The organism is Erwinia sp. INIA01 (genome assembly GCF_025947915.1).
Taxonomy (GTDB): Bacteria; Pseudomonadota; Gammaproteobacteria; order Enterobacterales; family Enterobacteriaceae; genus Erwinia; species Erwinia coffeiphila.
This window is the reverse complement of sequence record NZ_JAPDNC010000007.1, coordinates 73912-86672: the sequence shown is the minus strand read 5'-3', so window position 1 is coordinate 86672 and position 12761 is coordinate 73912. Positions and strand designations below refer to the sequence as shown.

9 protein-coding genes are annotated in these 12761 nt (G+C 57.1%); 3 read left to right on the top strand and 6 right to left on the bottom strand.

The window, feature by feature from the left end; all coding sequences use genetic code 11:
- Positions 1 to 16: 16 nt before the first annotated feature.
- Genes OMR58_RS13780 through OMR58_RS13770 form a run of 3 tightly spaced genes read right to left on the bottom strand, consistent with a single transcriptional unit; the run spans position 17 to position 4391 of the window.
- The gene (locus tag OMR58_RS13780) at positions 17 to 1399 is read right to left on the bottom strand and encodes an aspartate aminotransferase family protein (RefSeq protein ID WP_264546209.1); all 1383 of its coding nucleotides are present in this window, start codon (positions 1397 to 1399) and stop codon (positions 17 to 19) included.
- A gap of 49 nt (positions 1400 to 1448) precedes the next feature.
- Complete coding sequence (locus tag OMR58_RS13775; RefSeq protein ID WP_200564203.1) at positions 1449 to 2867, bottom strand: APC family permease; 1419 nt, start codon at positions 2865 to 2867, stop codon at positions 1449 to 1451.
- A gap of 30 nt (positions 2868 to 2897) precedes the next feature.
- A complete protein-coding gene (locus OMR58_RS13770; RefSeq protein WP_264546208.1) occupies positions 2898 to 4391 on the bottom strand; it encodes an aldehyde dehydrogenase in 1494 nt (497 codons plus the stop codon).
- 1416 nt (positions 4392 to 5807) lie between these two features.
- On the opposite strand from OMR58_RS13770, the gene acnB reads away from it, so the two are divergent.
- Positions 5808 to 8405, top strand: a complete 2598-nt coding sequence (gene acnB / locus OMR58_RS13765; RefSeq protein WP_264546207.1) for a bifunctional aconitate hydratase 2/2-methylisocitrate dehydratase — start codon at positions 5808 to 5810, stop codon at positions 8403 to 8405.
- A 262-nt stretch (positions 8406 to 8667) separates the two neighbouring features.
- Here the strand turns inward: acnB and OMR58_RS13760 are convergent, their stop codons facing one another.
- The gene (locus OMR58_RS13760; protein WP_264546206.1) at positions 8668 to 9591 is read right to left on the bottom strand and encodes a LysR family transcriptional regulator; all 924 of its coding nucleotides are present in this window, start codon (positions 9589 to 9591) and stop codon (positions 8668 to 8670) included.
- A gap of 66 nt (positions 9592 to 9657) precedes the next feature.
- Here OMR58_RS13760 and OMR58_RS13755 point away from each other — a divergent pair, with 66 nt between their 5' ends.
- The gene (locus OMR58_RS13755; RefSeq protein ID WP_200563072.1) at positions 9658 to 10275 is read left to right on the top strand and encodes a LysE family translocator; all 618 of its coding nucleotides are present in this window, start codon (positions 9658 to 9660) and stop codon (positions 10273 to 10275) included.
- A 195-nt stretch (positions 10276 to 10470) separates the two neighbouring features.
- Positions 10471 to 10836, top strand: a complete 366-nt coding sequence (gene yacL, locus OMR58_RS13750; protein WP_264546205.1) for a protein YacL — start codon at positions 10471 to 10473, stop codon at positions 10834 to 10836.
- Between the two features lie 170 nt (positions 10837 to 11006).
- Here yacL and speD read toward each other — a convergent pair whose 3' ends face one another.
- Positions 11007 to 11816 carry an adenosylmethionine decarboxylase gene (speD, locus tag OMR58_RS13745; protein WP_105595407.1) on the bottom strand — a complete coding sequence of 270 codons (810 nt, stop codon included), beginning with the start codon at positions 11814 to 11816 and terminating at the stop codon, positions 11007 to 11009.
- 27 nt (positions 11817 to 11843) lie between these two features.
- On the bottom strand, positions 11844 to 12701 hold the full coding sequence (gene speE, locus OMR58_RS13740; RefSeq protein ID WP_264546204.1) for a polyamine aminopropyltransferase: 858 nt from the start codon (positions 12699 to 12701) through the stop codon (positions 11844 to 11846).
- Between the last annotated feature and the right edge of the window lie 60 nt (positions 12702 to 12761).

Genomic DNA, 12761 nt, shown 5'->3' with positions numbered 1-12761 from the left:
GTCTGCCGTCATCAGGTTAGCGAATCTTGTATTCCTGCACGGTGCGTTCCACTGCCCGGCGGGTTTTTTCCACCAGCTCATCCAGCTCTGCATGGGTAGCGACCAACGCCGGGGCCATGATCATTCGGCCCTGCGTGGAGCGGATAATCACCCCTTCCTCGAAGCCACAGCTGCGGCAGCGCCAGCTGATCTCATCCTCGTTCGCGAAGCGCTTCCGCGTGGCTTTATCGGCGGTAAACTGCAAAGCAGCCACCAGACCGGCGCCCTGAATCTCGCCTATCATTGGATGCTCGCCAAATACCTCACGCAGTTTCCGTTGCAGGTAAGGCCCGGTATCGTTTTTTACCCGCTCAACGATTTTTTCATCGCGAAGCGCCTTAATATTGGCAATCGCCACTGCTGCCGCCACCGGATGCCCGGCGTAGGTCAGGCCATGAGCAAACACGCCGCCGTGCTCGACCAGCGCTTCCGCCATGCGCCTTGAAAGGATCAGGCCGCCCATTGGAATGTAGCCCGAGGTCAGCCCCTTGGCGATGGTGATGGTGTCCGGCTCAAAGCCAAAATGCTGGTGGGCGAACCACTCTCCGGTACGGCCGAATCCGCCGATGACCTCATCCGCGCACAGCAGCACATCGTACTGGCGGCAGATGCGCTGGATCTCCGGCCAGTAGCTTTCCGGCGGGAAGATCATCCCGCCCGCCCCCTGGAACGGCTCGGCGATAAATCCGGCGACGTTCTCACTGCCCAGCTCAAGAATTTTTTCCTCCAGCTGACGGGCGCACTTCAGCCCGAACTCTTCCGGCGTCAGATCGCCGCCGTGGGCGAACCAGTATGGCTCATCGATATGGGCGATATCCGGCAGCATGCCGCCCATCTCGTGCATAAACTTCATGCCGCCCATCGCGGTACTTGCCAGCGTTGAACCGTGATAGCCGTTCCAGCGGCCAATCATCACCCGTTTCTGCGGTTTGCCCACTACCTGCCAGTAGCGGCGTGCCGTGCGGATTAACACTTCGTTGGATTCCGATCCGGAGTTGGTATAAATCACGTGGCTGTAGCGGTCGGGCAGCAGGCTGAACAGCAGCTCGGACAGCTCGATCACCGACGGGTGGGTGGTGTGGAAAAACATATTGTAATAGGAGAGCTGCCCCATCTGTCGCGTGGCGGCGTCGATCAAATCCTGGCGGCCGTAGCCGAGAGCGGTACACCATAGCCCGGACATGCCGTCCAGATACTGGCGGTCGTCATTGTCCCAGACGTAAAGCCCTTTTGCGCGGTTCATCACGCGCGGGCCCGCCGCGTTCAGCTTTTTCTGGTCGACGAAGGCGTGGATGTTGTGTGCCGCATCCATACCCTGCCAGTCCTGGGTACTGTGCTGTTTTATATCGTAATTTTTCATCGGTTGTTCTCCAGTCGGTGTAAGGTACAACAGGTTTTTCCTGCCTGATTTAGCTTTTAAGCGATGGATTCAGTGCTTTCTCGATGGGCTCCGGGGCAAACAGCGGCTTGTGCATCACCAGTTTCACCCACAGCGCACCAATAACCGCGACTACGGCCAGCACGCCGCCTGCGACGGTAAACACCTCACCCGCCATCTCTGGCGTGGGGGAGGCGTTCCAGATGCCGTACAGCATGCCGACGATCCCAAGGACCTGCGGCAGTGGATAAAAGGGGGTACGAAACGGGCGCGGCAGATGCGGATAGCGGCGGCGTAATACGATGACGTTGATATGCGTGATGATATAGGCCAGCAGCCAGCAGATTGCGGCGGCCAGCAGCAGCAGGCTGATGGAGTCTGCGTTCATCAGCAGCAGCGGCAGCCCGGTGATCGCGGCAACAAACAGCACCGCCAGCCACGGTACGCCGTTACGGCTATGGCGGTTAAAGCAGGGGAAAGCCTGACCGTTTTGCGACATGCCACTCAGCATACGTGGAATAGTGGCCAGAGAAGAGTTCAGCGTGCTGCAGGTAGCGGTGATGGCGGCGGCGAGCAGCAGCAGCTTGCCGCTTTCACCGAACACTTTGGTGGCGAACAGGAAGTGCGGCAGATCGTCCCCGGTCAGGGCGGATCGCGGCAGCACCAGCAGGGCACCGAGGCAGTAGAGAATAATGGTGATAAAAATCAGCGTCAGGCCCACCATCATCGCGCGCGGAATATCGCGCTGGGGCCGTTTGGTTTCTTCAATCAGCGGGCAGACGAACTCCGCCCCGACGAAGCCCCAGACGGTAGTGGCGACCAGCGCGACCGCTCCCCATCCCCAGCCCTGCGGCGCCAGGCTCCCTTGTGCGATAACATTCTGCACCGTTTCCGCCTGCGGGCTGGTGATGGCGCAGATACCCAGTACCAGCAGCACTATCATCATGATCACTGCCAGAGCCGTTTGCAGGCGGGCGAAGATATCGATGTTCATCAGGTTGAACAGGGTAAACAGCAATAACACCCCGGCAGCCACGGCCAGCGGCGGCAGTGAACTGTGCGGGAAAACTTTGCTGATAATCAGGTCAAGCAGCAGCAGCTCGGCGGACAGCGCAAACATCGCCACGACGATATAGCCTGAAAACGTCGCGATGATCGCCGGAAAGTGACCGAGGGCGACCTCGGTATAGCTGCACAGGCTGCCCGATCGCGGGATCATGAGTGACAGCTCGGAGAACGAGCAGGCATAGCTGAGCGCCAGCAACCAGGCCAGTGTTAGCGGAAGGATCAGGCTTAACCCGGCGATCCCTGCGGCGTGCAGCATCATCACCATTACCCCCTGCGATACCACCAGGCCAACGGCAACGGATATCAGCGAGAGAAAACCCAGCTTCGCCACCGGCTTCACTGAAGCGAGCTTACTGGCTGATACGTCTGTATTTTGCGACATAAGATTGTCCTTTATGCAGGAGAACGAGGGTCACTGGCACAGCTGAATCCAGGTGGTTTTTAACTGGGTAAATTTGTCGAACGCGTGCAGCGAAAGGTCGCGGCCAAAGCCCGACTGCTTGCCGCCGCCGAAGGGGACGCTGACGTCGATAGCATCAATGGTATTCACGGATACCGTGCCGACATTCAGCCGCTGGGCAACCCGGTGCGCACGGCTTAAATCGCCGCTCCATATCGATGCCGCCAGTCCGTAGATGCTGTCATTGGCAAGGGCGATCGCCTGCTCTTCACCATCGAAGGGCATCACCGCCAGCACCGGGCCAAAAATCTCTTCCTTTACCAGCTGCATATCGGAGCGGACGCCGGTAAATATGGTCGGCTGGATAAAATTGTTTGAGCCGTTAATCGTCAACCGCTCACCGCCGCAGCGCAGTTCTGCCCCCTGTTCGCGGGCAACCTGGATGTAGCTCATGACTCTGTCGCTATGGCGGTTGCTGACCATCGCACCGGCGTGGCTGGCAGGATTGAGCGGGTCGCCCGGCTGCCATTTCTGGGCCTGAGCCAGCAGGCGTTCAACGAATTCATGGTGAATGTTGTGCTCAACCAGCAGGCGGGAGTTGGCGGAGCAGACTTCGCCCTGGTTGAAGAAGATAGCCGCTGCGGCCTTTTCCGCAGCCAGTTCAAGGTTATGGCAGTCGGCGAAGATCAGGTTCGGGCTTTTTCCGCCACACTCCAGCCAGACCTGTTTGAGGTTGGACTGCGCGGCATAATGCATAAAGTATTTTCCGACCTGGGTGGAGCCGGTAAACACCACGGCATCAACATCTTCATGCAGACCGAGCGCTTTACCGGTGATTTCGCCGTTACCGGGAAGCACATTGAGCACGCCCGGCGGCAGACCCGCTTCCAGCGCCAGTTCAGCAAGGCGCAATGCCGAGAAGGGCGACTGTTCTGCCGGTTTGAGTATGACGCTGTTGCCTGCGGCCAGTGCCGGTGCCAGTTTCCAGGCGGCCATATCCAGCGGGAAATTCCACGGCACCACGGCGGCGATGACGCCGAGCGGTGCGCGGGTAATCATGGCGACGGCGCTCTGCGCGGTGGGGGCTATCTGGCCGTAAAGTTTGTCCAGGCTTTCGGCATACCATCTGAACACGCCTGCCGCGCCGGGTACGTCCAGCTCTCTGGCATCGGTCACCGTTTTGCCCATGCTCAGCGAATCCAGCAGCGCCAGCTCATCGGCATGCTGCATGATCAGGTCCGCCAGGCGCAGCAGAACCTGTTTGCGGGAAGCGGGTGACTGCTGCGACCAGTTGCCGCGTTCGAAGCAGCGGCGTGCCACGTTCACGGCCTGATTGACCGTGATCTGCTCGCTGATATCCACTTCGGCCAGCAGTCGCTGGGTTGCCGGGTTGATAACGGCGAAGGTTTTTTCACTGACCGAGGTCAGTTTCTGGCCATCAATAATTGCCCGTTGGATAAAGTGCTGCTGTTCCGCGCGCTGCTGCCACTTCTGTTGTGTCCACATCGGTTTACCCCCGCTGGTGCATGTTGAGATGACAGGATGTTTAAAAATTGTTAAATCCTGCGTCATCCTAACGCCGGGGGGAGTGGGCGAAAATTAGTAAAAATGTATAGGGTGAGCATGAAAATCCGTGGCAGTGCGGGTGGTGGAGAATATTCTCTGGCTGAGTTGGCTGAGTTGGCTGAGTTGGCTGAGTTGGCTGAGTTGGCTGAGTTGGTTGTGGCTATGGGGATCGGGGTTCAGCCTTTGCGGCGGCTGGGCGGTCCTCGCGCCGCTTCGCGGTCCCCTCGGTTTCGGCTGCGGGTCTTACGGATCGGCGCGGAGCGGGCGTCCTGCCCGCGCCACGCCTGAGCCCAGCATCCCTGCTGGTCTCTCCGGCCCCGCCGCCTGCACCTCGGCGCTGCGGATTGCCCGGCTGCCGCAGAGGCTGACCCCCTTTATGCAATGTGCTGGCTGCCTGAAACTTCATGGGGATCATCGTGTTTGGTGGGGCATACCTGAAGCTGCATGGAAATGATGGTGTTTCGCGGGCTATGCCTGAAGCGGTATGAGAATTGCGAAAATAAACGGGCCACTACGGTGCAATGGAATGAAGCTACGAACTGACTGTTTGAAATGAAAATGTGCCTGCTAATGTGGTTAGTATGGCTAAGAGGTTATGCCGTGTTGTTAACATTGAAAGGTCAAAACGTCGCTAATAGGGTGATAACTTCTGGAATAACATCGGATTGTGTCGGTATTAATTATCAATGTATGAAGTTTGATTAGCTCAGAATAACCCCTTTAAAAAACATAATAGCTAACGGTATGACAGGCGACACTGCAATTGAAAGCGGGCTGACTGTGGCCCCTGAAGGGTAATCCGCAGCGCTGAACGTAGCGAGGAAGCCAGGATTCGCCCACAGGGAAGTGGGCGAAAGACGCAGCCGCGCAGGACGCGCGTCTGCGTCGGTCCGAAAGGCTGACGAACGAAGTGAAGGCACCGCGAAGCGGCGCGAGGACCGCCCGGCAGGGGCCACAGCCAGCCAGCGCGAGCACACAACTCCCAGCCTTCACCAGCCCCTAACCCGAATCTCAGGTTATCAACTAATGCGAAAAGTTGACGATTTTTAGCATAAAATTAAAAGCGACAAAGATTAATTACTGGATTAAATGCCGCTATATCACCCAACGAACAGAATAAATACTAAACATTAACCACCTGACTAGTGTGGAATGCTGTAAAAAAGGAACTAACCGGAGTTGACGCACCTCGCAAATAATGTTGCTTATTTGTAAACAGATTAACATGCGAACGAAATCCTGCTATGCTGCCCCACGCGGAACCGGGCGCCTTACCCTACACATGGATGGTTATCACTAATAGCGGTGACTTGGGTGACCCGGGATGCCATATACAATGAGAGCGAGGAGAACGTCGTGCTAGAAGAATACCGTAAGCACGTTGCCGAGCGTGCTGCCCAGGGGATCGTTCCTAAACCGTTAGATGCTTCCCAAATGGCCGCGCTGGTTGAACTGCTAAAAGCCCCTCCAGCGGGTGAAGAAGAATTCCTGTCAGACCTGTTGATCAATCGAGTCCCGCCGGGTGTAGATGAAGCGGCCTATGTTAAAGCCGGTTTCCTGGCCGCTGTCGCGAAAGGCGAAGCTACCTCCCCTCTGGTTACTCCTGAAAAAGCAGTTGAACTGCTCGGCACCATGCAGGGCGGCTATAACATCCATGCGCTGATCGAAGCCCTGGATGATGAAAAGCTGGCACCGATTGCCGCAGAAGCCCTGTCCCATACGCTGCTGATGTTCGACAACTTCTACGATGTTGAAGAAAAAGCCAAAGCGGGCAACCCACACGCGAAAAAAATTATTCAGTCGTGGGCTGACGCAGAATGGTTCCTGAAGCGTCCTAAACTGGCAGACAAAATCACCGTAACCGTGTTTAAAGTGACCGGCGAAACCAATACCGATGACCTCTCTCCGGCACCGGATGCATGGTCTCGCCCGGATATTCCACTGCACGCGCTGGCGATGTTGAAAATCGAACGTGATGGCATTGTACCCGACGATGCCGGTAACGTTGGACCGATCAAACAGATCGAAGAATTACAGAAAAAAGGCTTCCCGCTGACCTACGTTGGTGACGTAGTCGGTACCGGTTCATCACGTAAATCCGCTACCAACTCGGTGCTGTGGTTTATGGGTGACGACATTCCTTACGTGCCTAACAAGAAGGGCGGCGGCGTGTGCCTCGGCGGCAAAATCGCTCCAATCTTCTTTAACACGATGGAAGATGCCGGTGCGCTGCCGATCGAAGTGGAAGTCGACAAGCTGAATATGGGCGACGTGATCGATATCTTCCCGTACAAAGGCGAAGTGCGTAACCACGAAACCGACGAACTGCTGGCGAACTTCGAGCTGAAAACCGACGTGCTGCTGGATGAAGTACGCGCCGGTGGCCGTATCCCGCTGATTATCGGCCGCGGCCTGACCACCAAAGCCCGCGAATCCCTCGGCCTGCCGCACAGCGATGTGTTTGTTCAGGCGAAAGATGTGGCGAGCAGCAGCCGTGGCTTCTCACTGGCGCAGAAAATGGTTGGCCGTGCCTGTGGCGTAGAAGGCATCCGTCCTGGCGCTTACTGCGAACCGAAAATGACCTCAGTGGGTTCTCAGGACACCACCGGCCCGATGACCCGTGACGAGCTGAAAGACCTGGCCTGTCTGGGCTTCTCAGCCGATCTGGTGATGCAGTCGTTCTGTCATACCGCTGCGTATCCTAAGCCGGTTGACGTGACCACTCACCATACTCTGCCTGACTTCATTATGAACCGTGGCGGCGTGTCGCTGCGCCCGGGCGATGGTGTTATCCACAGCTGGCTGAACCGTATGCTGCTGCCGGATACCGTCGGTACAGGTGGTGACTCACATACCCGTTTCCCAATCGGTATCTCCTTCCCGGCGGGGTCTGGTCTGGTGGCGTTTGCCGCTGCGACCGGCGTGATGCCGCTGGACATGCCTGAATCGGTGCTGGTGCGCTTCAAAGGCGAAATGCAGCCGGGTATCACCCTGCGCGACCTGGTTCACGCCATTCCGCTGTATGCGATCAAAGCAGGCCTGCTGACCGTTGAGAAGAAAGGTAAGAAAAACATCTTCTCCGGCCGCGTACTGGAAATCGAAGGTCTGCCGAAGCTGAAAGTTGAGCAGGCATTTGAGCTGACCGATGCTTCCGCAGAGCGCTCTGCCGCCGGTTGTACCATTAAGCTGGATAAAGAGCCGATCATCGAGTATCTGCAGTCCAACATCGTGCTGCTGAAGTGGATGATCTCTGAAGGCTACGGCGATCGTCGTACGCTGGAGCGCCGCGTAGAAGGCATGGAAAAATGGCTGGCCGATCCGCAGCTGCTGGAAGCCGATGCTGACGCAGAATATGCGGCGGTGATCGACATCGATCTGGCGGATATCAAAGAGCCAATCCTGTGTGCGCCAAACGATCCGGACGACGCCCGTCTGCTGTCTGACGTGCAGGGCGAGAAGATCGATGAGGTCTTTATCGGTTCGTGCATGACCAACATCGGTCACTTCCGTGCTGCCGGTAAACTGCTGGATGCCCATAAAGGGCAGCTGCCAACCCGTCTGTGGGTGGCTCCGCCAACCAAGATGGATGCCGCGCAGCTGACTGAGGAAGGCTACTACAGCGTATTCGGTAAGAGCGGTGCGCGCATCGAGATCCCGGGCTGTTCACTGTGCATGGGTAACCAGGCGCGTGTGAAAGATGGCGCAACGGTGGTATCGACCTCAACGCGTAACTTCCCGAACCGCCTTGGTAACGGTGCTAACGTGTTCCTGGCCTCCGCCGAGCTGGCTGCGGTTGCTTCTCTGCTGGGCAAACTGCCGACGCCGGAAGAGTATCTGAAGTTTATGGATCAGGTGGATAAAACCGCCGTGGATACCTATCGTTATCTGAACTTCGACCAGTTGAGCCAGTACACTGACAAAGCTGACGGCGTGATTTTCCAGACTGCGGTCTGATAACGCCGAGAATAATGATTTTTCCGATGTCAGTCGGTAAAAATCATTCAGACCGGGCAATGTTTCAGGCAGAAATGACTGAACATTGCCCCGTTAAAAAGAGCCGCCGGTCGGCTCTTTTTTATTACCTATCTTAAACTTCCTTGCTCAGAAAGCGGCTGCTATTCCCCTCAGTTTTATCTTTTTCCTGAGCTCAGGCGATTGTCATTCCCGTCCCCCTCAGCTTGCCCGACTGTCTTTTCTGCGTTGATTTTCCTCTTCTTTATGCCTGCAACCTTAACCATGCCAGCAGTTCGGCCTCTGGGCTGCCCGGTGCGAGGGGTTTGGATGACAGCAGGCAGTAGTGGGAACCGTCTTCGATAAACCCCAACGGCGCGCTCAACACGCCGCTCTCCACATCGTCACGCACCAGGTGCCACGGGCCGATGGCCACGCCGAGCCCTGCCATTGCGGCCTGCAGGCTGAAATAGAAGTGATCGAACGTTTGCCCGCGGGTATCAAAAGGCGAATGCCCCGCAGCGGCCGCCCATTCCTGCCATGCGCCGGGCCGGGTACGCGTATGCAGACGCGGCGCATCCTGCCTGAGTTTGGCAACGTGCTGTTCTTCGCTAAACCAGCCTGCGGCCTTATCCGTACGGCAAACCGGGCCGACTTTTTCAGCAAACAGCGGTTCGGCGTGATAGCTCCCCGGTAGCGGAAAATCGCTGCGGCGAATCGCCAGATCGATGCCGTTAGCAAAAGAGAACGGGCCGCCGCCGGCAACAAGATGAACGTCTGTGCCCGGATGGCGAGCCTGAAAATCTGACCAGCGGGGGATCAGCCAGCGCATCAGCAGCGTTGGCTCGCAGGACAGCACCCACTGCCGCTTCTGGCTGGCGCGGGCGCGCAGCTCGCTGACCGCCTGGCGCATCAAATCCATTCCCTCGCCGACTGCTCTGGCCAGCGTGCGGCCCGCATCGGTCAGAAATACCCGTCGGCTGCGGCGCTCGAACAGCGCCACGCCCAGCTCGTCCTCCAGCAGGCGCACCGCCCGGCTGACCGCGCCGTGCGTAAGGTGCAGCTCAGCGGCGGCGCGGCTGAAGTTCTCCTGCCTGGCGGCAGCCTCGAAGCAACGAAGCGCCAGCAGCGAAGGCAGTCGCTCATCGTTTAATGGTGATTCAGACTCACCGTTGATGTCAGAAATCATCGTTATTCATCCTGATAGCCTGCCGCTATTATCGCGGCAATTAACTCATTTCTGACAGGATAACCCATGACCGAATTGATAGCTGTAATCACCATTACTCTGCTGGCCGTGATCAGCCCGGGGCCGGACTTTGCCATGGTCACGCGCAACAGCCTGATGCTGTCGCGCCGGGCAGGCGTGCTGACCGCGGTGGGGATTGGCCTTGGCGTGCTGGTTCACGTGACCTATACGCTGGTTGGCGTCGGGCTGCTTATCCAGCAGTCGCTGTGGCTGTTTAACACCATCAGGCTGGTGGGTGCCGTCTGGCTGGTGTATCTCGGCGTTAAAATGCTGCGCTCCCGCGCGGGCGGTGCGCCGGTTGACCGCCGGGTGATACCGCTGTCCGACGCGGCTGCGCTGCGCACCGGCTTTCTGACCAACGTCCTCAATCCGAAGACGACGATCTTTATCGTCAGCCTGTTTATGCAGGTGGTAGGGCCTGAAACGCCGCTGGTGGTGCAGATCGGCTACGGTGGGTTTATCTCGGTGGCGCATATGGCGTGGTTTAGCCTGGTGGCGCTGGGCTTCTCTGCGGGGGCCGTGCGGGAGCGCCTGCTGGCCGTGCGCCACTGGATTGATCGTGCGTTTGGCGGGCTGTTGGTTGTTTTTGGCCTGCTGTTGGCCGTCACGGGAGGAAATCGTTAAGTGTGGCAGTGCCAATGCGCTCATGCTGCCGTGTGATACCCGCCGCTGACAAGCCGTTGTGAACCTGACCGTCGTCGATATTGCTGTTTTTCCCCCGCCGGGCTGCGATAATGCGCGCTGATGCTCAGTATTATCCGGGCAGAGGCGCAAAATAGCCTTGAGCATGCGCGGTCAGTCTGCCGGGAGGGGAACACGATGGAATATGAATTTTTACGCGATATCACCGGGGTGGTGAGAGTTCGCATGTCGATGGGCCACGAGGCCGTAGGCCACTGGTTCAACGACGAGGTGGATGAAAAGAATCTGGCGCTGCTGGATGAAGTCGAAGCCGCCGTTGCCAGCGTTAAGGGCAGCGAGCGTCAGTGGCAGCGCGTGGGGCGGGAATACACCCTGTGGCTGGATGAGGAAGAGGTGATCGTTCGTTCTAACCAGCTCGGCTTTGAAGGCGATGAAATGGAAGAGGGCATGAACTACTACGACGAAGAGAGCCTGTCTTTTTGCGGCGTAGAGGATTTTCTGGCGGTGATTGCCGCCTACCGGGCGTTTCTGCAGGGGCGTTAAGCGCAGGCTGTTGAGGTGAGGATCGCTTTAGCCCTTGTGGCTGGCATGGCGCACGGAGGCGCAAGCAAGGTGAAATCCCTCGTTGATACCGCCCGCGCTAAAAACCAGCCAACGCGACCGGTTTGAATCGGTCACATCACGCTGGCTGGTTCGTTTTTATTCCTGAGTCGTTACTGCGTTTTTAATCCCACCGACGGAATATTGCGTCCGTAATAAATCTCCCGCATCTCTTTCCACAGCAGATCGGTGATCCGCTTGTGCTCCTGCGGGCTGAGATCGTCAGGTTTAGTGTTAAACAGATAGTGGCGAAGATCGAAATCCTTCAGCAGCATCTTGGTGTGGAACATATTTTCCTGATAGACGTTCACGTCCATCATGTCATACATCCCTTTCATATCGTCGGACATGAAGTTCTGGATTGAGTTGATCTCGTGGTCGATAAAGTGTTTCACCCCGTTCACGTCGCGGGTGAAACCGCGCACGCGATAGTCGATGGTGACAATATCTGATTCCAGCTGGTGAATCAGGTAGTTCAGCGCTTTCAGCGGCGAAATCACCCCGCAGGTCGACACTTCAATATCGGCGCGGAAGGTACACAGGCCGCCTTCCGGATGGCTTTCCGGGTAGGTGTGAACGCAGATATGGCTTTTATCCAGATGGGCAACTACCGAGTTCGGCAGCGGGCCGGGATGTTCAGAGGTATCAATATCGCGCGGATCGATCGGCTCTTCGCTGACCAGAATCGTCACGCTGGCGCCCTGCGGCTCGTAATCCTGGCGGGCAATATTCAGCACGTTAGCGCCGATAATCGAGCAGGTTTCGCTAAGAATTTCCGTCAGACGGTTGGCGTTGTACTGCTCATCAATGTACGCAATATATCCGTCGCGTTCCGCTTCTGTGTTCGCGTAACAGATATCGTAGATACAAAAACTCAGGCTTTTCGTCAGGTTGTTGAAGCCATGTAGTTTAAGCTTTTGCAATTTCGTTCACCCCCTTAAAATGCCCGGTCATTTGGCCAGCGCATTTAACAGATACTGTGGCAGGGCAAAGCTGCCCGCATGGATTGCCGGATTGTAGTAGCGGCAGGTCAGCCCGGAAGCGGCAAAGCGCGCGGCAATCGTTGGTGCATCCAGCTGGCGCAGCGCCGGATTATCGCTGGCCCAGGCAAAGGTCATGATGCCGCCGTAGTAGGTCGGTACTGCTGCCTGATAGAAGCTGACGTCTGTGAAATAGTGGCCGAGCTTGCGGTGGCTGTTGACCGCCTCGTCCTGCTGCAGGAAGCAGACGCCATTCTGCGCCACGAAGATGCCATTTTCATTAAGGATGCGGTGGCAGCCTTCGTAGAAGTCTGAGGTGAACAGGCTCTCTCCCGGACCGATCGGATCGGTGCAGTCAGAGATAATCACATCAAACTTTTCCTCGGTCTGCTTCACGAAGTTCACGCCGTCATCAATCACCAGCGTAAAGCGCGGGTCGTCATAGGCACCCTGGCTGTGGTTCGGCAGATACTGTTTGCAGAAGGTCACTACTCCGGCATCGATCTCTACCATGGTGATTTTTTTGATGCTCTGATGGCGGCTCACTTCGCGCAGCATGGCACCGTCGCCGCCGCCGATAATCAGCACGCTCTCCGCCGCGCCGTGGGCCAGCAGGGGAATATGGGTCATCATCTCATGATAAATGAACTCATCGCGCTCGGTGGTTTGTACCACGCCGTCCAGCGCCATCACGCGGCCCAAAGCGGCATTTTCAAAGATGATCAGATCCTGGTGCCCGGTCTGCTCGCGATACAGTACGTTATCGACAGAAAAATACTGTCCGAATCCGGCATGAAGGGTTTCATACCACATTTCTTTATCGGCCATGGTGGGGTTTTCTCCTCATAACAGCCACGAAAAATGGGGGAAACAGGATAGCGATTTCTG